We start from the raw sequence: 21,519 nt of genomic DNA, 5'->3' as shown, positions 1-21,519 counted from the left end.
CGATGGCGCCGGTGGATTTCTGGGTGCTCGCCGCGTATCTCGCCGGAACCCTCGCGCTTGGTTTCGTCTACGCCGGGCGCAATCGCCGCACGCGCGACATGTTCGCCGCAGGCCGCAAATCGCCATGGTGGGTGTCGGGATTGAGCAGCTTCATGACGCTGAAATCCGCCGGCACCTTCGTCGTCTGGGGCGGGCTGGCGTATCGCGAAGGCGTGGTCGCCATTGCGATCAACACCTGCATCGGCGTGTCCGGACTGCTCGTCGGCACGTTCGTCGCCGGCCGCTGGCGACGCACGGGCGTGACCACGCCGGCGGAATTCGTCGAACTGCGCTTCGGCCCCGGTGCGGTGCAGCTCTACACCTGGGCGATGCTCGGCATCCGGCTCGTCTGGGGCGGCGTCGCGCTGTACGCGGTGTCGGTGATCTTCGCCGCAGTCGTGCCGCTCGAACCGGGCCACGTGCTGCGCGATCCGGCCACGGGACATCTGTCGGTGGCGTTCGTCGCGATGCTGTTCGGCGCGGTGGTGCTGACGTACACCGCCGCCGGCGGACTGTGGGCCGTGCTGATGACCGACGTGCTGCAGTTCATCGTGCTGCAGGTTTCGGTGCTGTTCCTGATCGCCCTGTTGTGGATGCAGGTGCGAAGCGGCGTGCCATTGGCGGCGGTGCCGGCGAGTTTCCTTTCGCCGACGTCCGCGCAGTACACGTCGTGGTTCCTCGCCGGCTGGGTGGCCGTGCATTTCTTCCTCGTCGGCGCCGAATGGGCCTTCGCGCAGCGCTACATCTGCGTGCCGACCGTGCGCGATGCGCGCTGGAGTGCGTGGCTGTTCGGCGCGCTGTACCTCGTCAGTCCCGCGTTGTGGCTCCTGCCGACGCTGCTGTTCCGCTGGCTCGACGACAGCGTTGATCCGGAACAGGCCTTCATCCTCGCGAGCCAGCGCGTGCTTCCCGCCGGGATGCTCGGGTTGATGGTCGCGGCGATGTTCTCGGCGACGGCGAGTTCGCTCAGCGCGCACATCAACGTGTTCGCCGGCGTGCTGACCGAACAGTTCTATGGGCGGTTCCTGCGTCCGTTCGCCGACGAACGCGAACGCATCCGTGCAGGTCGCATGTTCGCAGTAGCGATAGGCCTTGCGTTGATCGGCATGGCGACGGTCGTGCCGCACATCGGCGGCGCGGAGCAGATCGTGCTGACCGTGACCGGATTGCTGCTCGGTCCATTGATGGCGCCCACGGTATGGGGACTGTGGAACGGACGGATCGGCACGCGTGCAGTGTTCGCCACCGTGTTGGGAAGTTTCGCGGCGGGCATGTTCGTGCGCTTCGCGATGGCCGAAGGCGCCGCGTTTGCGGATTGGCCGATGGCGCGGTGGGCGCAGGCGAATCCGCGCGTCGCCGACGTGCTGGTCGGCGCGGTGTTGCCGGTCGTCATGCTCGCCATCGCGCAGGCGACATCGCGCGAGGAATCGCCGCGCTGGCATCGCGTGCAGGAACGCTTCGCCGACTATCGCCCCACGTCCCCCGATGAAGCCGGCGCCATCGAAGGCGGCTCGGCGAAGCTCGTGGCGATCGCGCTCGCGGGTTCCGGCGTGGTGATGCTGGGATTGTTCCTGCATCACGGCGGCACGCATCCGTCGCTGGCGGCGTTCGCGGCGGTGCTCCTGATCATCGCGGCAGCGACATGGTTCGTCGCCACGCGCACGCCGCGAGCGCCGACGCAGGCGATGGAAAACGGCAGCTGACTGCCGCCGACAGCGTCGTTCGTCCGACATGACGTACATCAAGAGGCGCCCGGGTGGGCGGCGTAGCGTGTGCCCTGCGGCGATGACCTGCATCGCGCCCCACCCCAGATCGCACACCGGAGACTTTCCATGAATCGCAAGAACCTGCTGCCGGGCCTCGTCCTGTTCGGCTCCCTCCTGTTCACCGTCGCCGCCCAGGCCGCGCCGCCCCCGGTCGACATCGGCGACCGTCACGGCAACCTGCGCAATGCGCAGGAACACATCGACGCCGCGTTCCAGGCCATCAGCGACGCGCAGGCGGCCAACGACTCGCGGCTTGGCGGTCATGCCGGCCGCGCCAAGGAACTGCTGACACAGGCGAGCGAGGAGCTGCGACAGGCCGCCGATACGGCCAACAGCAACGAACGACGCTGGTAAGCCGCCCTCCCCCACGGCGGAGTTACCGGATGGAACAGCCGGTGCACGCGTCCTGGAGGCGCATCGGAAACACCGGAAGCGAAACGGGCGGCCCACGGGTCGCCCGTTTCGCTTTGCGTCGATGAATCCCCGCGATCGCGTTGCTTCGCCGGGCTGACATCCGTCAAGAAGCTCGCCTGTGTCGAGCGCGACAGTGGCGTCCTCCCCCACAGGACTACCCGATGAACTCCTCGATCCTGATCTGCGGCGCCGGCGTTGCCGGCCTGTCCACCGCCCACTTCCTGCTGCGTGCCGGGCACGCGGTCACGGTGGTCGAGCGTTCGCCGACCTTCCGCGGCGGCGGCCAGGCCGTCGACGTGCGCGGCGTGGCGCTCGACGTCGTCGCGCGCATGGGTCTGCTCGATGCCGTGCGCGAGCACCGCACGCGCCTCAAAGGCATGTCGATGCTCGATCGCGATGGCCGCGAGCTTTCGCGCAACCTCGAACGCACGATGACCGGCGGTCGCTTCGACAGCGGCGACGTCGAAATCTTCCGCGACGACCTGTGCCGCCTGCTGATGCAGGGATGCGGGAGGGCCGAACTCATCGCCGGCGACTACGCCACCGCGCTGCACGACGATGGCGCCGGCGTCGACGTGCACTTCGCCAGCGGCACGACGCGCCGCTTCGACCTGGTGATCGGTGCCGACGGCCTGCGCTCGCGCACGCGGCGACTGGCCTTCGATGCGACCGACGAATGCGTGGTCGAACTGGGCGCGGTGCTCGCGTTGTTCACGGCGCCGAACACGAAGCCGCTCACCGATTGGGAGCTGATGTACCGCGACGAGGCGCGCGGCGTGGTCGCGTATCCGACGATCGACAATCGCGAGCTGCGCGTGGGCGTCGGATTCGCTGCCGATGCGCGTGCGTTGCGCGGCGACGAAATCCGCCAGAAGGCTCTGGTGGTGGAACATTGCGCCGATCTCGGCGGCGACTGGCGCACGATGCTCGACGCGCTGGAAGCGGCGCCGCAGTTCTGGTTCGGCGAGATCGCCCAGGTACGCCTGCCGCGCCTGCACAACGGTCGCGTCGTCCTGGTCGGCGATGCGGCGTACTGCGCGTCGCCGTTCTCGGGCCAGGGCACGAGCCTGGCGCTGGTCGGCGCGTTCGTGCTGTCCGAATCGCTCGCGTCTTCCGGCAACGACTTCGCCGCTGCGTTCGCCCACTACGAGACGCGCATGCGCCCGTTCGTGGATGCGAACCAGGGGCTGGTGGACCTCACGCGCGTCGGTCCGATTCCGGATGAACAGATGGACGCGGCGAAGAACGGGATCGTGCTCGACGCGGCGTGATCGACGGTTCGCGACATCCCTTCACCAGCGTGCGGAAGAAAGGCGCGCGGAGGGCGGATGAGGGCTGCGGACTCGCCCTCACCCCAACCCCTCTCCCGTGAACGGGAGAGGGGCTCACGTCCACAAGCTTCGTCTCACTTCGCCGCGACGGGCTTGCCCTTCAGATCCGCAGCGATCCGCTGCGCCACGACCTTCTCGTCCACCGCGCGCCCGAAGTGATCGACGTAACGTCCCTGCCGATCCAGCAGGAACAGGAACGTCGAGTGGTCCATCGTGTAATGGCCCTTGTCGCCGTACGGGACCTTCTTGTAGTAGACGTGGTATTTCGCCGCGATGTCCTTGATCTGCGCCGGCGTGCCGGTGAGTCCGACGAAATCCTTGCCGAAGATGGAGACATAGGTCTTCATCTTCGCCGGTGTGTCGCGCTCAGGGTCGATGGTGACGAAGATCGGCGTGACGGCGACACCACTGTCCTGCTGCACGCGGCGCGCGATGCGTTCGATGCGGGCCAGGTCCGTCGGGCACACATCCGGGCACGACGAGAAACCGAAATACATCAGCGCCGGCTTGCCGGCGTACGTTGCTTGCGTGACCGCCTTGCCGTCCTGGTCGGTGAGCCTGAAGCTTCCACCGATGTCGGAGCGCGGCTCGGCCAGCAGCAGCGACGGGACCAGCAACAATGCGGAGAGCAGGATCGAGGCGCGCATCAGTAGGCTCCGTTGTAGGTCATCTGCAGGCCGATCAGGTCGGACTTCTGCCCCGCCTGCTTCTGCGTTCCGGCCGAAAAGCCCACGCTCAGGCGGCCGGTGACGTTGTAGGTGACGCTGAGTTCGTTGAGGTAGTCGTTGCGCCCTGCATCGACGATGGCGGGACGACGCTTGTCCGTCCGTGTGGCACCGAAGGCCCACGGCCCGTAGTCGAACGTGAGCGACGTGGTGAGGTAGCGCGTGTCGTTGCCGGCGACTGCGTCCTCGTTGTCGATGTCGGCGTATTCGATGAAGGGCACGATGTCCCAGTAGCGTCCCGCCAGCGTGTTGTCCAGGTTGATCGCCGGTGGCCGGGCGAACATGTAGCGCGCCGAAACCACCTTCACCACCTCGTCGTCCGGCGTCGTGCCGTCGTCCTGGGCCACGCCTTTCCGGTTGCGCATGTAGCCGCCCTGCAGTTCGAGGAACGGCAACGCGGGGATGCCCGTCCAGTTCAGCGCAAGCGCGTAGGAGTCCAGCTTGCCGCTGTTCGCCGGCCCGCCGTCGGAACGCTTCAGGCGACTTCCGCCCTGGAAGAACGGCTTGCCGAGGTCCGTCGTGTCGGCGGTGTAGAGGCTGATGTCCGGTTCGATCAGGCCGAATTTCTGGCCGAACATGCGATACCCGAACGTCGCGCCGAGCATGCCCTGCATGTCGTACGCGCCGACGAAATCGTTGGTGTACAACCCGGGCGCCTGGTCCTTCGCGCGGCCGAACGGCACCTCGAACTTGCCGATCATCCACGACGTGCGCGAGCGCAGACCGTAATAGTTCAACTCGTTCACCACCATGCCGACGTCTTCGAAGAAGCGCTTGTCGCCCTGGTTCGGCGGATTGATCGGGTTGAACTCGGTGGTGAGGCGCAGCTGGTCGTTCTGCGTGAAGCGCAGGTAGAACGACGTGGTCACGTCCGGATAGAAGTCGTTGGTATCGCGCGGCCCGCCGGGATTGCTCCCGTCGACGCGGCTGAAATCGTTCTGCAACACGGCGCTGTAGTCCATGCCGAAGTTCGGGTACATGCCGTTGTCGGCGCGCGCCTGGGGCGCGACGCCCATCGATGCGGACACGACGGCGAGCGTCAGCGCGCTTCTGTGCAGCCCGTTCACGGCGCACCTCCCGTCGCCGGGAAGTTGCTCGGGTTCGGCACCACCAGTTTCTGGCCGGTGTTGTCGAGGTAACTGCACAGCTGGTTGTCGCCGTAGATGCCGCCCAGCGGTTCCAGCGTCACCGCCTGCTCGTAGTCCTGCGGCTTGACGACCTGTACCACCTGCATCATCCCGCCGTCCTCGTGTTCGAGGATGTGGCAGTGGTAGACGAACTTTCCGAGCATCGTCGGATCGCGGAACGGAATGCGCAGCGTGATCGAGCCCGTCGCCGGGATGAACACGTTGTCGCGATAGCCGTCGAACGGCACCGGCTTGTCGTTGATCGCCACCACCTGGAAATCGGTCTGGTGGATGTGGAACTGGTGCAGTTCCTGCGACGGATTGGTCAGGCGCCATTCCTCGACGTCGCCGAGCTTCACTGTAGTGTCCACGCGCCCGCGATCGAAGCGGCGGCCGTTGATCATGAAGGCGTTGCCGTCGGTGGGCGAATCCTCGAACGAGAACTCGCGATGGTGCGCGATGGGCTCCTTGCTGAAATCCTCAGACACCGGATATGCGCTGGTGATCGCCTTCGTCGCCGTGCGCGGGCCGCTGGAACGCAGGATCGCCAGCGTCTCACCCTTGTACTGGTCGCCGGCCGGGCCCGTGTTGCCCGAGCCGAGTTCGATCGCGTGATCGCCCGCCTCCGGCCCGACGACCAGCACGCTGAAGCGCGCCGACGGGCCGATCAGAAGCTCGTCGGTCATCACCTTCTGGTTCACCGTGTTGCCGTCGCGCGAGAGGATCTGCAGCGGCTGGCCCTTCACGCGGATGCGGAAGTACTGGTTCGCGGCGATGTTCATGAAGTGCCACAGCTGCGTCTCGCCGGGCTGGATCTCGATCACCGGCTGCGATTGCCCGTTCACCGTGCGGATCGACGCGGCGCTCGTGATGATCTCGCTGGCGACCTTTCCGGTGGCGGTCTTCTGGAAGTTGCGCAGCGCGAGCACGCGTTCCTTGATGCCGGCCAGTTCCGGGAACGGATCGAGCATGCCGTCGACAAGGATCGGGCCGGCGATGCCCGCGGCGACCTGGCGCTCGGAACCGCCCGGAAAATGGCTGTGGTACCAGTACGCACCCGGGCTGTGGTCCGGCGGGATCTTGAGGTTGTAGATGCCGACCTGGTGTGGCGGCGTCTCGCGGAAGATGTTGTCGCCCGCTTCCAGCGGCGAGATCGTCATGCCGTGGAAGTGCAGGTTCGTCTTCTCGTCCATCTGGTTGTCCAGGCGGATCGAGACGACGCCACCGGGCCGCGTGCGGAGCAGCGGCGCGTCGTAGTCCGAGTTGAACACCAGCGAGACATAGCGCTCGTTGCCGATGTTCACGTGCGCCTGCGACGCCCGCAGTTCGGCGTGCGTGACGCCGTCGGGGCCGTAGCTGAATTCGGGCGGCGCACGCAGCGGCTCGTGGTCAGCGGTCGGGCGGTAGTCTTGCGTGCAGGCCGCCAGCAGCAGTGCCAGCGCGATCACGGCCGGCAGGCGCACGCCGCGGGGATGGCGAAGCCATGTCGGCGCGGCGACGGCGCGGCGGTCGTCGAGGTTTTCGTTCGGGTCCATGAGGTCGATCTCACGCGCGGTGGGGATGCGGCTTAACGGCTTTCCGACATCATGGATACAACGCAGCCCCGGGCTCTTGACGGACGTCATGCCGGCGCAAGGGAGCGGCTAGAACTCGCTCACCACCCACGCGATGTACGCCGTCGCGACCGCGCTCATGACCAGTCCGATGAGGAAGATCGCGTCGGCGACCCGCTCCAGCACGAGATTCCGGCGCCCGCGCTTGGTGCGCAGCGCCCAGTACGCACACAGGCCCGCGCAGAGGTAAACGATCGCGTTAATGCTGAGCATCTCGTCGGCGATGGTGTTCACGCGCCGCACGGCCGTGACTACGCGGATCACGCCCACCACGGTCATGCACACGCCGAGCATCGCGGCGGAGGTCGTGAAGATGTGGACGCAGATGTCCTCGTCGAGGTGCTCGCGGTTCATGGCGGTCGTGCGCGCGGAAGAAGGTGCGGCTCAGCGTGTGCGGTCCCGCGCGATCGCCGGTTGACGTACATCAAGGACTCGCGCGATTCGTGCGCGTCGCTTCATCCGCGTTCGCCACGCCAGCTGAACGTTGCAGGTTGCCATCGTGCATCGGCTTGACGGATGTCATCCCGCGCGGCGCGGGCATCTCTAACGTCCTCGCCACCCCCATGCGCGAGGAGCGCCCCCATGAAAACCGCACTGACGTTCGTTCCCCTGCTTGGCCTGCTCCTTGCCGGTTGCGCGGCGTCCCCGGTCGTGAAGACCGATGCCGACCCGTCGGCGGACTTCGCGTCGTATCGCACCTACACGTGGGTGAAGAAGCCAAACGACCTGCCGCCCTTGCAACAGCAGCGGCTGGTCGCCGCAATCGACGCCAAGTTGCAGCAGCAGGGTTGGACGCAGGCCTCCAACGGTCAGGTCTCGCTGGTGGCCAACGTCGCCACCCGCGAGAAGCAGTCGCTCGACACCTTCTACAGCGGCCCGACCTACGCCGGCTGGGGCTGGCGGAATCCGTGGCACATGGGCCCGATGGCGTTCGGCCCGGGCTTCGGACCCGGCTGGGGCACCGGTACGGCAACGACCACGGTCGATACCTACACCGTCGGCACGCTGGTGCTCGACATGTTCGATGCGAAGACCAAACAGGCGATCTGGCGCGGCAGCGCGTCGGGCAACGTGCCCGATTCGCCGCAGAAACTCGACGCGGCGATTCAGGCGGGCGTGGACAAGATGTTCGCGACGTTCCCGGACAAGCCGGCGTCATGACCGCCACTGGCGCGATCGCCCCGGCGACCGGGCGACTCGGGATGCGATTCGAACGGGCCATCTGGCTGATGCCGGCGGCCTTCACCCTCCACATCGCCGAGGAATACCTCGGCGGTTTCCCGGCCTGGGTCGGTACTCAGATGCACGGGGCGATGAGCATTCCGATGTTCGCCGTCAACAACGCGGTGTTCATGGCGATCCTGCTCGGCGTGGTCGCGTGGGCGGCGATGAGTCGGGGTCGCACCTCCGCGTTCGTGTGCCTTGCATGGGCCAGCGGCAACCTGTTCTGGGACTTCTGGGTGCATCTGCTGACGACGGTGTTCCAGCGCGTGTATTCGCCGGGCCTGCTGACGGCAGCGTTGCTCTACTACCCGATTTCCCTGTGGGTGGCATGGCTCGCCGTGAGGGACAAGCGCTTGGGCAGACGCGGCGTTGTCGGCGCATTCGCCGTCGGCCTCGCGCTCTTGCTCTTCGTGATGTGGGCCGGCCTGTGGCACTTCCATGTGCCGGCTGCCTGACGCTCACTGGTTATCCGCACGTGCATCCACACGGTGCACGAGATCCATCTCCGCTTCGAAAAGGAAAGACCATCCCGATGGAAACGCGATACACCCCATCCGGCGTGCGCATGCGCCTGCACTCGGCCACGTCGGACGAGTTCACCTGGCTGCTGCTACCGGGCGGCCCGGGCATCGGCTCGGAGAGCCTCCACGAACTGGCCGACGCGATGGGCGTTCCCGGACGCATCTGGCTGGTGGACCTTCCCGGTGATGGGTCCAATCCGGCGCCCGCGGGCGTCGATCCCTTCGCGCGATGGCCGGGCGTATTGACCGAAGCCGCCGACGCTTTTCCGCGGAGTATCTTCGTCGGTCACTCCACCGGCGGAATGTACCTGCTGGCGACTCCCGAGCTTCGCGGACGCATCAGCGGCCTCGCACTGCTCGACACCGCTCCCGACTGCAGCTGGCATGCGCAGTATGTCGCGATGACGGAGCGCCATCCGCTCCCCGCCGTGGAGCGCGCCGCCGAGTTGTACGCGCGCGACAGAAGCGTCGGAAATCTCGCCGAGTTGGCAGTCGCTTCGGCGGAGTGGAACTTCACGCCGCGCGGACTCGATGCAGGCCGTGCGCTGCTTGCGCGCATGCCTTACAACGCCGCCGCAGTGGAATGGTCGGACGGACACTTCGATCACACGTACCGCGCCCGATGGTGGCCGACGGACATCCCGGTGCTGCGCATGTGGGGCGACGACGATCGCATCGTCAGCCAGAGCGCCTGGAAAGCTTCGACCTATCGCACGCGGAACGTAATCGACCGGAAAATCCCCGACGCGGGCCACTTCCCGTGGATCGAGAATCCGGTAGCGGTGAAGAACGCCTTCGGCGATCTCGTCGAAGCACTTCGTGCTGCCCAAGTCGCATCGGACGATCTGTACTGACGACTACGCTTTGTCCTCAGGGCCTCGCGCCACGTTCGGAGATCCCGAACCCCATGAATAGCTGGCGTTGCGCGTCATGCCCTGACACCGATGAACGCGGAAGGCACCGCGAGCGGTGCCTTCCGGTTCCATAGGTTTCAGAGGGACGCTTTATCGGCCATCGCCGTCGGCGTCACCGGGCAATGCGCGCTCCACGCCGTGCCACGCATCGCGCGTCGCGTGCTTGGCCTTGTCCCAGCCCAGTCGCGAGGTGCCTTTGACCTTGTCCCAGCCCTGACCCAGTTCGTTTTCCAGACCTTCGTCCCACTGGCGGTCGCCGTAGCGGCCGCGTGCCTGGGTGCCGTAGCGGTAAGCCGGGCGGTAATCGTCGAACTGCGCATCCGCATCGCGGTAATCGACCTTCTCGAACGCGTCCGCGTAGTAACGGTCGCTGGCGGCATAAGCCTTGTAGGTTCGATCGCTGCGATCCCACGCATCGCGCACCGCGTTTCGCGCGTGATCCCACTCGAGCTTGGATCCGCCGCGCGCCTCGCCCCAGCCGGCACCCAGATCCCGATCGAGTTGATCGTCCCACGACCGATCCGAGAGGTTGGCGCGCGAATCGACGCCGTACCGGTAGGCCGGCGCGTAATCGTTGTCATAGTCGAAGCTTGCGTCGTGATACGGACGCGACGTGTGCGCTTCGCGCCAGTACTCGGCTTCGCCGGTCGGGTCGATGCGTTCGGCCACGCCCTTGCCTGCCGCAGCGCCGATCAACGTGCCGATGCCTCCGCCGATGAGCATGCCGAGCGGACCGCCAATGGCGCCGATCACCGCGCCTGCCGCGGCGCCGCCCACGCCACCGACGCCGACGCCGACGGGATGCGAGCCGGGGGCGCCGCTGATCGGATCACGGTTGAAGTCGCGATTTTCGCGCTTGTCGTTTTCGTTCACGTTGCAGCTCCTGATGCTGTGAGTGAGGGACCAAACCTGCTGCATGTGCAGGTTGGCCACCGTGCTCGACGTGACGTGAATCGCGCGTCGTCATCACTGCTGACACGGCAACGCTCGGCTTTTCGCTACGGCACCGTGAATTTTTAGTGGGGCAGCGAGCCGCGCGTGCCGCGGACTTCCCGAGGAGAAACTGATGACCCGCTCTCCACTTCCGCCGTTCACGCCTGAAACCGCGCGCCTCAAGGTGAGGAACGCTGGGTGCAAATGTTCATGCTGGGCATGATTTCGATGGGCGCCGATCATCAGCGTTCGACCGCCCCGATGTCGGGCCGGGGACCCTTGACGCGTGGGAATCCGGTGCCGCGCTGGTCATAGGCGCGGTTGTTGACGTTGTAACCGCGGTCGATGGCCGGACTGTCGACCAGCAGCATGTGCGTGCGCGACGACCCACCATTCAACGCCAGCGGCGCGAGGCGCGGATCGGTGGTGATGGTGTCGGCTGGCACGGCGACGTTCGAGCGGGTGATCAGGTTGCCCATTCCGACGATCGCGGGCGCGTCGGTGCCCAGGTCATACCCAACGCCGTTGGTGCAGGTGTTGCTGGCGAGGATGGTGCTGTAGAGCGTGAGCGCGTTGGACCACAGCGCGCCGCGGTCTTCGCACGGCGGCGTCGGCGGGTCGTCGTCCCAAAGGCCGACATTGAAGACGATGGTGCTGTTCTGGATCGTCGTCGCGCCTTCCAGGTACGCGGCGGAACCGAACGCGGCATGATTCCCGGACAGCGTGCTGTCCACGATGGTATGCGTGCCGTTCCCGCGCGCACGGATGCCGCCGCCATCGGGCCAGATGGACCGCGGCGGATCCTGCCGCAGTCGATTGTTCGAGATGGTGGACTTGTTGACCAGCAGGTTCCCGCGCTCCAGGTACACGCCGCCGCCCTCCGCGCCGCCGCGGTTGTCGCGGACCGTCGAGTAGACGATGTTGGCGCTGCTGCCCGCGTACACACCGCCGCCGACGAATGCCGAGTTGTTGAAGACATGGCTGTATTGCAACGTGACTGTCCATTCGGCGTGGATGCCGCCGCCTTCGGAATTGGTCGTGGCGACGTTGTCGAACACCGAGCTGTGGGTCAGCGTGACGTGGCGAAGCGCGCTGATCGCGCCGCCGGCGGTGGCTGGCGATTCGAGCCACCCGTCGGCGAGGTTCTGGCAATGGTGCACGCGGGTCAGATGCAGCTGCACGCTGCCGTTGGAACTGATGCAACCGCCGCGGCCGAGTTCGCTGGTGGCGTGGTGGTAGCCCCACGCGACCGTGGCGCTCTCGAGGCGCAACACGCCGTCGCCGGTATGGCGGAACACGCGGAAGGTCTGGTGACCGTCGATGGTCAACGCATCGCGCCCGGGCCCCAGAAGCGTCAGGGTGGATTGCGGCACCACCAGTTCGTCGCTGGTCAGGACGATCCGACTGCATGACAGCGACCGCATGTCGATGACGTCGCCACTGATCGCGCCGGTGATCGCGTTGCGCAGGCTGCCCGGGCCGCTGTCGCTGCAGTTGGTGACCATGCGCGTGGCGGCGTGCACGTCGCGTGCCGGCAAGGCGGCGCCGGCGCACAGCGCCGCGCAGACAAGGATCGGAAGGAAGACATGATGGGACATGGCGGACTCCTCGTCGGCCGACGGCGTGGTCATCGCCGGCCGGTGCGACGCGGTCGGTTACGGATTCGGGCTGGGCAGGTCGATGGCGCCGATGTCGACGAACGCGCCATGCGCGCGCGGGAAACCCGGCCCGCGCTGGTCGTACTGCAGGCTCAGCGCGTTGTTGCCGCGCTCGAGCAGCGGGCTGTTGCGCTCCGGCACGTGCGTTGGCGTCGGTCCGCCGTTGCTGGTCAAGGCCAGCAGCCGTGGATCGTCGATGAGGATGGTGTCCGCCGGGAGCGGCGCAAGCGAACGAGTCACCAGACTGTGGCTGCCGGTTACGGCCTCGCCATCGACCAGCGCGGCGATGTCGACCCCCTGCCCCGTGCTGCACAGGTTGCCGGCGACGACGGTGCTCTCCAGGTGCAGATCGCTCACCGCGCCGACGCTACCGTCGCATTCGGCGTTGCGATCGTCGTTGCGGGTGATGGTGCTGTTGTAGATGCGCGTGTTGGCCGGAAGCGAAGCGGCACTGTGGTAGTTGGCGATGTTCCCCGAGATAGTGCTGTCGGTGATCTGCGCACCATTCGTGGTCCCGGCCTGTGCGATACCTCCGCCTCCGCCGGTGGCGCGATTGCCCGCCAGCGTGCTCTTGTTCACCACCAGGCTCGGGCCAACCGGCAACGCGTTGCTGCCAAACGCGATCCCGCCGCCGTAAGACGCGACGTTGTTGCGGATCAGCGAATAGGTTACGGCGACGGTGCCTCCCGACACGCCGCCGCCACCGCCGGTGGCGGCGCTGCCGACCACCTGGCTGTAATGCAGCGTCACCCGTCCCCACGCGTGGATCGAACCACCCGACCCGCCGTCGGCCAGGTTCGCATACGCAAGGCTGTGCGCTAGCACCACGTTCTGCGCGGCGATCGCGCCGCCTACGCTCCACGGCTCCATGCCATCGCCCGGAACGACCTGGCAATGGCGGATCGACGAGTTGATCACCTCCGCCGTTCCCGCCGACTTGATGCAGCCGCCATCGGCGAACGTGGTGGTCACGCGTCCATTGACGATCGTCAGGCGGTAGACGCGCAACGTGCCCGTGCCGGCGTGGCGGATCGCGCGCCCCCGCGCGTTCGCATCGATTGTGAGCGCGTCGCGACTGAGGCCCAGCAGCGTCAACGACGCCTGCGGCACGACCAGTTCGCCCGATGTGAGCACGATGCGATCGCAGGTCAGGCCGAGCAGGTCGATGTTGTCGCCGCTCTGGGCGATGGAGATCGCATTGCGAAGGCTGCCCGCGCCGCTGTCGTTGCAGTTCGTGACCACACGCGTGGCCGCATGCGTTTCACCGACGGGAACCAGTACGCCGAAGGTCGATGCCGCGACGAGCGCGATCATCGACATGGAAGCGGAACATGACATGAGCGCACTCCTCGAAATGCCGATGCACGCGGTCGAGCCCGCTTCCGTTGCGACGAACCGCGGCGGAAGTATCGCCATCCCATCCGTTGCCGTAGTGAAGCCGCAGGCGCGCCGCCCCCGCGCGCGCGTAGTCAGTTACGCAGCACATGAAATGAGCATGTGCTTCCGACGAGTGGTTACTCGCCAGAAAGTCGCCAGCGCCACGTCCGCTTTCGACCAGCGTCAGGCAGCATCGCTCCATGGGTTCCTTCGTCGGACAGCGCGGACGTCACCAGGTGGCTTCAGATCAATCCCACGAGCCGGTCATGAGGTTGTTCGTCGAGTACTCGTCGAGGGTGAGTCGCTGGTTCAATGCCCGGCGGCGCCGCACAACGCGGTCGATGTGGACAGTCCACGATCTCTCGGCGCCGCGGAATGCGTGGATCCGGCGCGGGTCGAGGTCCACGCGCGCTTCGCCGGTCAACTGGAGCAGGTGTCCGTTGACGAAGTCAGCGAACAGCAGGCCCTGCGCGTCCGGTCTCCAGGATGTTGCCCAACGTGTTGAAGAACATGTTCCCGGCAAAGTCGGGAATCGTGAGGATGTTCCCTTCTACGAGCACGAAGCCAGGTTTGCCGCCTCTATGCGAGACATCGACCTGACGGCTTGCGACACCACCGCCCGGATCCGCGTAACTGGCGACGAAGAACGTGTCGGAAGCTTCCACCAGGTCCGAGGCTTCCTCATCGAGGCCTTCCAACGATTCGACCTCAACGCCCGTATCACCAAGCGTCGCCCCGATTGGAGTACGAGTCTGAATGTACTGCGGACAGTTTCCAAACGATTGCACCACCTCGACGGAAAACCCCGATGCATTGAGTTCTTCGATGCGGCCATTCAATCGGTTTCGACGCCGCGTGTGGAACTCCAGGCCGAGAAGACCGATGGAAGCGCCCTCGCGGAAGTCGGCGAACGCTGGATCGTTCATCGATGGCAGCGCTTGGACCGCAAGGCGTCTTGGACTCGACGCCTGGATGAAACCGGGGGCACCTTCGAGGATCGTCGCCCAAGGCCAACCTTCGGCATCCACCAGTCCGACCATGAGCCTCGATTGTTTCTCGAAGAATTCGCGATGCTGATCGAGCATGTAGTCGCGCATCACGCGCCTGCCCACGGCCTCCATGCGGTCACCCACTTCCAACCGTCGCCTGCATGGCGCGTTCACCGTCATGCCAGGGCGAAGGCTGCGATTCGATTTTATGCATGGCAGCCTCTCCATGTAAGCCAAGTCAGTCACGCCAGTGCTGTCTGCCACCGTCATACGCCAGATCGTCCGCGATTGCAGTCCCCAGCGCTGCCGCACGTCGCGAAGCACTCGTGGCGTTCACGACGATTCACCGGAATTGATCCGTGGTAACGATGCCGCGGTAGTAGCGTGGGTTCCCGGTCTCCGGCGGAAGCCGGGCCGAATCCTGTCGATGTCGAACAACCGTTTCCGCGGTCTCCCTCCCCCACGGAGAAATGCCCATGAACACGCCGACGTTCCTTTCGCTCACGCTTGCCGCCCTCGCCTCCGTCGCTACGCAGGATGCGGGAGCGGCCGACATCAAGAACATCGTGATCGTGCACGGTGCATTCGCCGACAGCTCCGGTTGGCGCGATGTCACCGAGCTGCTCGAGAAGAAGGGCTTCAAGGTGTCCCTCGTCCAGAACCCGATCACGTCGCTCCAGGATGATGTCGATGCGACGCATCGCATACTGGACATGCAGGACGGCCCCAGCATCCTGGTGGGTCACAGCTACGGCGGCGTCGTCATCACCGAGGCGGGCAATCATCCGAATGTGGCCGGCCTTGTGTATGTCGCGGCGTACCAGCCCACGAAGGGCGAAAGCCTCATCACGCTCGTCACCGAAACGCCGGGTCCGAGTCGCGAGATCAGGGCGACGAAGGACGACAAGTTCCTGTACCTCGATCCCGCCGCATTCGGCCGGGATTTCGCTGCCGACGTGCCTGCGGAAGATTCGGCGTTCATGGCCAAGTCGCAGGTCCTCGCCTCCAAAGCCGCGTTCTCCACGCCCGTGGGCGACCCTGCATGGCGCAACAAGAAGAGCTGGGCGATCGTCGCGTCGAACGATCGGACCATCAGCCCCGACCTGGAGCGCCGGCTCGCCAAGCGCGCAGGTAGCCAGGTCGTCGAGATCCCCTCCAGCCACGCGGTGTTCCTGTCGCAGCCGGCGAAGGTTGCCGAGGTCGTCGTCACGGCCGCACGGGAGGCTGGCCGCTAACACGGCTTTGAAGCCCCGCAAGCCGAAGGCTCGCGGGCCGCTGGGGCACTGCACCTGACACATGGACGCGCGCATCACGCGTCCATGCAGCCGCGAAAGATCATCGGTCTCGATGCACCGCGATGGCACGCACCGCTTGACTGCCCTCACCTGCCTGCGAGCGAACGCTGGCGCGCCTGGAACGCCTCCTGGAACGTGCGTTTCACCGGCCCCAGGGCCTGCACGAACTCCAGTTGCTCCCCTTCCGGTCCCTTGCAGTAGATGAGCGACCATCCATCGGACTTTCCCTGCGTGATGCGGTTCGAGTTGGATTCGATGGGCGCCGAGCGTCGCTCCTGCTCGGTGGCGACGGTGATGACGCGATTGGCCTTCACCTGAGTCATGCCACGCCGTGCCGATTCGGCCTCGAGATCGCGAATGAAGACGTTGAAGTCGACGTCATCGCGGAGGTAGAAGCAGATGTGCATCGAGCGCGGGAACGCAGGACTCATCAACTCGCGCGGGTCGGCGAAGCTGTTGCCGCGTCCCATCGGTTGGCCTGCATCGCGGTACTGCAGCAGTTCGATCACCACGTTGTCGAACTGGACGAAGCGCACGTCCAGGCGCTGCGTGCCACCCCGAAGGTCGGGGATGCCGCGGGTTCGCGGATTGACGCCCCGCTCGCGCGCGATGATGTCCTCGTCCGTGAGCAGCGTGTTGTGGATGCGCTCGCCCTGGAAGTCGCCGTCGCGCATCACTTCCGTACCGCCCAGCACTTCGGTGTAGAACTCGAAGGCGCGATCCATGTTCTGCACGGTAAGCCCGAAATGCTGGACACCCTGCAGCCGCGCGCCCAATGACGCGGCCTTGCTGGTCGCGGCAGGCGCCTGCCCCTGCGGCGCGGCGGGTAGCGCTCCGGGTATCGTCGCCGCGGTGAGCCCGGCCAACATCGCCGTTCCGGTCGTACGCAGGAGGTCTCGTCGGGCAATGTCGACGGCGAGATCTTCGTGTTTTTCCATGGGGCTCTCCAAGGGGCGATCGACGGCTCACTGCCCTTTCGTGGCAGGCACGATGTCGGCAACGACGACGGGCCGTACGACATGCGCCTGGCGCTCGGCCAGGGAGTCGACCACGGCGAGGTAATGCTGGAAGTGCGGTGTCGCACGATGGGCCGCCACTGCGGACTCATCCTTGTACAACTCGTCCAGCACGAAGCGACCCGGTTGTGCGGCGTCCTGCCAGATATCCCAGCGCAGGTTGCCGGGTTCCTCGCGGCTCGGGGCGACCATGCCGCGCAGCAGCGCCTCCAGCGCCGGCTCGTTCCCCGGCTTTGCGGTGAGGACAGCCACGATCTTCGCGCGAGATTTCACGATGTCCGCTCCTTCCAGCCAGTCGTCGAGCTTCATGGGTCGGTACCTGCGGACGCACCGGCCTTCGCCGGCGCATTGGCTTCGTGCCGCAGTGTCCCTCCGCCCTGTCGGGCACGAAAGTAAATCGTCGTGAATCGCGGTAAGCGGACGTGTGCCGAAGGACTACGACGCTTAACGCGCGCGCCCGCGGGTGGAGCGCTAGCGTTGATGGCAGGAGGCTCCCATGCTCCAGATGTCGCTCTCACGCCGCGTCGTGCTCGGGTCCATCGTCGGTGCGGTGGCCGGCCTTGCCGCACCCGGCGCCACCGGCGCACGCGATGACGGCGGCGTGGTCGTGCTGGGCCAGGTGTCGCTCAGCTTCTACGCCGTGGTCGGCGCCGTGGTGCAGCAGGTACCTGGAACGCCTCGGACATGCAGTGCAGGTGCGCGAGGGGCCGCACGAGTCGATGTTTCCCCTGCTCTCGGATGGTGCCATCGACCTGATGGTGGCGGCATGGCTACCTGAAGGCCATGCGCAATACTGGGCGCGATACGGAGGCGAGGCATGCGAAGTGGCGAGCCTTTACGACGGGGCTCGCTTCTTCTGGGCCGTGCCCGACTATGTGCCGTCCGATGCGGTGTCCACGATCGCCGATCTCGCGTCGCCGCCGGTCCTGGAACGCATGACGCGCGACATCCAGGCGATCGGCGACGGCGCCGCCATCACGACGGCCTCGAAAACCGCACTCGAACGATACGGGCTGGCCGACAGCTACCGCGTGCTGCCGGGATCGTCCGCGCTCTGGCTGGAAACGTACCGACGCCTGCATGCGCGCGGCGACTGGTTCGTCTTCCCCACGTGGACGCCGCAATTCCTGAACAGCGCGGGCACGCTGCGCGAGTTGGGCGATCCGCTGGGCGTCCTGGGCCACGGGAATCGTGCCGTGCTCGTGGCTCCCTCGATCCGTTTCGATGCGCTTCCTGCACGGACGCGCCGCGCGCTTGCGCGCGTGCAGCTCAGCCTGGACGACGTGAACCGCATGGACTGGGCGGTCAACGTCGACGGCCGCTCCGCCCGGGAAGCCGCGCGGGACTGGCTGGATTCCAACGCCGATCTCCTCGCCCGCTGGCTCGGCGGACATGAAATCACCATCGATTGAGGACCAGACGAGGAAAGGCAATCGTGCAACGACCCTGGCCGCACTCCTGCTGCTTGCCGCCTGTTCGCGACAGGCGGAGGTTTCCTCGTCCGACCTGACCGCGGCCGATCTTGCGCCCGACGCCGCGGCTGCGGCGCAGTCGCCACCCAAGGTCGGGCAGGTGGAAATCGTGGCCGAGCTCGACATCACGCCCGGCAATGTCACCGTCTCGAAGGACGGGCGCATCTTCGCCAGCGTGCACGGCATGCGGCGTGGACCGGTGCAGCTCATCGAGGTCACGGGGCGCGACTCCTATGCGCCCTTCCCCGATGCGGCATGGAACGCGAAACCGGGGTCCGGGAACGACGTCCTCAATACGCCGCACGGTGTCGTGATCGACGGACGCGACCGGTTGTGGGTGATCGACCACGGCAACTGGCTGCCCGACCCGCAGCCGCCCAAGCTGCTTGCGTTCGACATCGCCTCGCGTCGACTCGCCTCCCGTCATGACTTCGACAAGACAGCAGCACCCGACGGCCAGATCCTCCAGGATCTGGCCGTCGACAGCGATCGCGGCTTCGTCTACGTCGCCGACTGCGGGCCGGATCCAGCCATTGTGGTGGTGGATACCAACAGGAACGTTGCACGTCGTTTCCGTGGCCATCCCGCGCTCCAGAGCGAAGACGTGGAGCTCGTGGTCGAAGGCAAGCCCCTGCTCTTCCCCGGTCCGGGTGGCCGCATGGGACCTGCACGCGTGGGCATCAATCCGATCACCCCTGTCGGCCGATGGCGAGACCCTGTACTTCGGCTCGATGAACGGAACGAGCTGGTATTCCGTTCCCGCAAGGCTCTTTCGCGATGGTGCGAGCGACGCGGAGATCGGGCGCGGCATCGTGCGGGCCGGATCCAAGCCGCTGTCGGATGGTGCGGCCACCGACGCCGAAGGCAACCATTTCATCACCAACCTACCGGACAACGGCATCGACCTGCTGACGAAGGACGGCAAGCTGCAACCGCTCGTCCGCGATCCGCGCTTCCTGTGGGCGGACAACGCGCACTTCGGCCAGGACTCGTGGCTCTATGTCGCGATCAACCAGTTGCACCGCAACCCCATCTTCACCGGTGCGGAGGATCGCGGGCAGCCGCCCTACCTCATCGCACGCATCTGGACGGGAACCCGTGGACAACCCGGGCGCTGAGTTCACCGCGGCGGGTGTACCTTGCGCGTGCAACCGGAAAGTGGTCGATCGACGACCCGCCGATGCCACCGATGCACGCGCGGGATGGCGCGGTCATCGCGCGTGTAGCGGTGCTTCGTCTCCGAAACCGCGGCGGAGGACACGATGGCCATCGAAGCGTCCGGCAACAGCCAGCTGATCCAGGCGGTCACCCTGCTCGGTGCGGCGGTGATCATGGTCCCGCTGTTCCGGCGACTGGGCCTGGGCTCGGTCCTCGGTTACCTCGTCGCCGGGCTCGTCGTCGGGCCGTTCGGACTCGGCTGGTTCACCGAGCCGGAGGCGATCCTCCACATCGCCGAGCTTGGCGTGGTGATGTTCCTGTTCGTCGTCGGACTGGAAATGCGCCCGTCGCACCTGTGGGATCTGCGCCGCGAGATCTTCGGGCTCGGGACGCTGCAGATCGTCACCTGCGCCATCGCGCTCACCGCGGCCGGGATGCTGATGGGCTGGCCGTTCAAGGTCGCGTTCATCGGTGCGCTGGGCTTCGTGCTCACGTCGACCGCCATCGTGATGCAACTGCTGTCCGAGCGTGGCGACCTTGCCCGCGCGAACGGGCAACGCATCGTATCGATCCTCCTGCTGGAGGACCTGATGATCGTGCCGCTGCTGGCGATGGTGGCGTGGATGTCGCCGGCGCATGCCAACGCGGCGACATCGCACCGTGGGCTGTCGATCCTGATCGGGATCCTGGCGCTGCTGGCCCTGATCGCGGCGGGGCGCTGGCTGCTCAACCCGCTGTTCCGGATTTTGGCGGGCTCCAAGGCGCGTGAAGTGTTGACGGCCGGGGCGCTGCTGGTCGTGCTGGGCGCGGCGCTGCTCATGCAGGCCGGAGGATTGTCGATGGCGATGGGTGCGTTCGTCGCCGGCGTGTTGTTGGCCGAATCCAGCTTCCGCCATCAGCTCGAAGCCGACATCGAGCCCTTCCGCGGCATCCTGCTCGGGTTGTTCTTCCTCGGCGTCGGCATGGCGCTGGACGTGTCGGTGGTGCGCGCCGACTGGGCCATCATCGTGACCGGTGTCCTCGCCCTGATGGCGACCAAGGGCCTGTGCATCTACGTGGTCGCGCGCGTGTTGCGCAGCGGTCACGGAGAAGCGATCGATCGCGCGTCGTTGATGGCCCAGGGTGGCGAGTTCGCGTTCGTGCTGTACGCCGCGGCAAGCGCGGCGGGTGTCATCAGCGCCCAGGCGAATGCGCGCCTGACGACCATGGTGGTGCTTTCGATGGCGCTGACACCGCTGGTGACCCTGCTGGTTCGACGCTTCGTGCCCGCGTGCAAGGCACAGGCGCTTGCGAGTGTCAATCGAGCGGTGGGGCTTTCCGGAAGCGTGCTGATGATCGGCTTCGGCCGCTTCGGTCAGGTGGTCAGCCAGCCACTGCTGGTGCGCGACGTGGATGTCACGATCATCGACACCGATGTCGAGATGATCCAGGCGGCGAGCGACTTCGGCTTCAAGATCTACTACGGCGACGGCACGCGGCTCGACGTACTGCAGGCCGCCGGGGCCGACGAGGCGAAGATCATCGCGATCTGCGTGGACCGCTGCGAAGTGGCCAACGAAATCGTGGACCTGTGCAAGGTTCAGTTCCCGCAGGCGACGCTCATCGTACGTGCGTACGATCGCGAACACGCCTGGCACCTCGCCGGCGAAGGCATCACGCGCCACGTCCGGGAAACCTTCGAGTCGGCACTGCGCTTCGGCACGATGACACTGCGCGAACTTGGCCTCACGCCGACGCAGGCGCGCGAGATCGCGAAGGAAGTGCGTCGCCGCGATGCCGATCGCTTCGCTTACGAACTCGCCGGTGGCGACTGGGTCACCGGCGCCGTCATGAGCTTCTCGAAACGTCCCCACCCCACGCCACTCACGGCGCCGCGCCGCGAAAGCCAGGCACTGAATCAGGCCGCGGAAGTGGCCGCGCGCTCGAAGAACTGATCGCACCCGCCGC

Annotated in this window: 20 protein-coding genes and 1 pseudogene; 11 read left to right on the top strand and 10 right to left on the bottom strand. The window is 66.3% G+C overall.

The annotated features are described in order from the left end of the window. Positions 1-2: 2 nt before the first annotated feature. The 3 genes from ABIE51_RS10460 to ABIE51_RS10450 all read left to right on the top strand — a co-directional run bounded on the left by ABIE51_RS10460 (position 3) and on the right by ABIE51_RS10450 (position 3,490). Positions 3-1,742 carry a sodium:solute symporter family transporter gene (locus tag ABIE51_RS10460; RefSeq protein WP_192630672.1) on the top strand — a complete coding sequence of 580 codons (1,740 nt, stop codon included), beginning with the start codon at positions 3-5 and terminating at the stop codon, positions 1,740-1,742. Between the two features lie 129 nt (positions 1,743-1,871). Further along, a complete protein-coding gene (locus ABIE51_RS10455) occupies positions 1,872-2,159 on the top strand; it encodes a hypothetical protein (RefSeq protein WP_192630671.1) in 288 nt (95 codons plus the stop codon). A gap of 221 nt (positions 2,160-2,380) precedes the next feature. After that, positions 2,381-3,490, top strand: a complete 1,110-nt coding sequence (locus ABIE51_RS10450) for an FAD-dependent oxidoreductase (protein WP_192630670.1) — start codon at positions 2,381-2,383, stop codon at positions 3,488-3,490. Between the two features lie 134 nt (positions 3,491-3,624). Here ABIE51_RS10450 and ABIE51_RS10445 read toward each other — a convergent pair whose 3' ends face one another. The 4 genes from ABIE51_RS10445 to ABIE51_RS10430 form a co-directional block, all read right to left on the bottom strand. After that, a complete protein-coding gene (locus tag ABIE51_RS10445) occupies positions 3,625-4,197 on the bottom strand; it encodes an SCO family protein (RefSeq protein WP_192630669.1) in 573 nt (190 codons plus the stop codon). After that, complete coding sequence (locus ABIE51_RS10440; RefSeq protein WP_354504007.1) at positions 4,197-5,342, bottom strand: hypothetical protein; 1,146 nt, start codon at positions 5,340-5,342, stop codon at positions 4,197-4,199. Before ABIE51_RS10440 ends, ABIE51_RS10445 begins: the two co-directional genes overlap by 1 nt. Continuing rightward, entirely contained in the window at positions 5,339-6,937 is a 1,599-nt protein-coding gene (locus ABIE51_RS10435) for a multicopper oxidase family protein (protein ID WP_192630668.1), read from the bottom strand. The genes ABIE51_RS10440 and ABIE51_RS10435 overlap by 4 nt, the downstream gene beginning before the upstream one ends. Positions 6,938-7,045: 108 nt before the next feature. Next, positions 7,046-7,369 carry a hypothetical protein gene (locus ABIE51_RS10430; protein ID WP_192630667.1) on the bottom strand — a complete coding sequence of 108 codons (324 nt, stop codon included), beginning with the start codon at positions 7,367-7,369 and terminating at the stop codon, positions 7,046-7,048. Positions 7,370-7,597: 228 nt separating this feature from the next. On the opposite strand from ABIE51_RS10430, the gene ABIE51_RS10425 reads away from it, so the two are divergent. The 3 genes from ABIE51_RS10425 (at position 7,598) to ABIE51_RS10415 (ending at position 9,614) form a co-directional block, all read left to right on the top strand. Continuing rightward, on the top strand, positions 7,598-8,176 hold the full coding sequence (locus ABIE51_RS10425; protein WP_192630666.1) for a DUF4136 domain-containing protein: 579 nt from the start codon (positions 7,598-7,600) through the stop codon (positions 8,174-8,176). Next, complete coding sequence (locus ABIE51_RS10420; RefSeq protein WP_192630665.1) at positions 8,173-8,694, top strand: HXXEE domain-containing protein; 522 nt, start codon at positions 8,173-8,175, stop codon at positions 8,692-8,694. Before ABIE51_RS10425 ends, ABIE51_RS10420 begins: the two co-directional genes overlap by 4 nt. A 77-nt stretch (positions 8,695-8,771) precedes the next feature. After that, complete coding sequence (locus tag ABIE51_RS10415; protein ID WP_192630664.1) at positions 8,772-9,614, top strand: alpha/beta fold hydrolase; 843 nt, start codon at positions 8,772-8,774, stop codon at positions 9,612-9,614. Between the two features lie 150 nt (positions 9,615-9,764). Here ABIE51_RS10415 and ABIE51_RS10410 read toward each other — a convergent pair whose 3' ends face one another. The 4 genes from ABIE51_RS10410 to ABIE51_RS10395 form a co-directional block, all read right to left on the bottom strand. After that, entirely contained in the window at positions 9,765-10,547 is a 783-nt protein-coding gene (locus ABIE51_RS10410) for a hypothetical protein (RefSeq protein ID WP_502913284.1), read from the bottom strand. Between the two features lie 302 nt (positions 10,548-10,849). Further along, a complete protein-coding gene (locus tag ABIE51_RS10405) occupies positions 10,850-12,205 on the bottom strand; it encodes a choice-of-anchor Q domain-containing protein (protein WP_192630663.1) in 1,356 nt (451 codons plus the stop codon). 57 nt (positions 12,206-12,262) lie between these two features. After that, entirely contained in the window at positions 12,263-13,603 is a 1,341-nt protein-coding gene (locus ABIE51_RS10400; protein ID WP_192630662.1) for a choice-of-anchor Q domain-containing protein, read from the bottom strand. 488 nt (positions 13,604-14,091) lie between these two features. After that, a complete protein-coding gene (locus tag ABIE51_RS10395; protein ID WP_354504004.1) occupies positions 14,092-14,901 on the bottom strand; it encodes a pyridoxamine 5'-phosphate oxidase family protein in 810 nt (269 codons plus the stop codon). 206 nt (positions 14,902-15,107) lie between these two features. Between ABIE51_RS10395 and ABIE51_RS10390 the strand changes: the two genes are divergently transcribed. Beyond that, on the top strand, positions 15,108-15,866 hold the full coding sequence (locus ABIE51_RS10390; RefSeq protein WP_192630660.1) for an alpha/beta fold hydrolase: 759 nt from the start codon (positions 15,108-15,110) through the stop codon (positions 15,864-15,866). Positions 15,867-16,012: 146 nt separating this feature from the next. Here ABIE51_RS10390 and ABIE51_RS10385 read toward each other — a convergent pair whose 3' ends face one another. Further along, on the bottom strand, positions 16,013-16,864 hold the full coding sequence (locus tag ABIE51_RS10385; protein ID WP_354504002.1) for a VOC family protein: 852 nt from the start codon (positions 16,862-16,864) through the stop codon (positions 16,013-16,015). 27 nt (positions 16,865-16,891) lie between these two features. Further along, positions 16,892-17,251: a putative quinol monooxygenase gene (locus ABIE51_RS10380; RefSeq protein ID WP_354504000.1), complete on the bottom strand. Its 360-nt coding sequence runs from the start codon at positions 17,249-17,251 to the stop codon at positions 16,892-16,894. Between the two features lie 281 nt (positions 17,252-17,532). On the opposite strand from ABIE51_RS10380, the gene ABIE51_RS10375 reads away from it, so the two are divergent. The 4 genes and pseudogenes from ABIE51_RS10375 (at position 17,533) to ABIE51_RS10360 (ending at position 21,506) form a co-directional block, all read left to right on the top strand. Next, complete coding sequence (locus ABIE51_RS10375; protein ID WP_354503998.1) at positions 17,533-18,354, top strand: glycine betaine ABC transporter substrate-binding protein; 822 nt, start codon at positions 17,533-17,535, stop codon at positions 18,352-18,354. Beyond that, positions 18,335-18,928, top strand: a pseudogene (locus tag ABIE51_RS10370) (L-dopachrome tautomerase-related protein); the annotation flags it as partial. The gene ABIE51_RS10375 and the pseudogene ABIE51_RS10370, both read left to right, overlap by 20 nt. Before the next feature lie 61 nt (positions 18,929-18,989). Beyond that, complete coding sequence (locus tag ABIE51_RS10365) at positions 18,990-19,532, top strand: SMP-30/gluconolactonase/LRE family protein (protein WP_354503996.1); 543 nt, start codon at positions 18,990-18,992, stop codon at positions 19,530-19,532. 144 nt (positions 19,533-19,676) lie between these two features. Further along, on the top strand, positions 19,677-21,506 hold the full coding sequence (locus ABIE51_RS10360) for a monovalent cation:proton antiporter-2 (CPA2) family protein (RefSeq protein ID WP_192630657.1): 1,830 nt from the start codon (positions 19,677-19,679) through the stop codon (positions 21,504-21,506). Positions 21,507-21,519: the final 13 nt, after the last annotated feature.

Origin of the sequence: Lysobacter sp. OAE881 (genome assembly GCF_040546665.1) — a bacterium.
GTDB classification, from domain to species: Bacteria; Pseudomonadota; Gammaproteobacteria; order Xanthomonadales; family Xanthomonadaceae; genus Lysobacter_J; species Lysobacter_J soli.
Note: the sequence above shows the minus strand (reverse complement) of the source record. Positions and strands in the feature narration are given on the sequence as shown.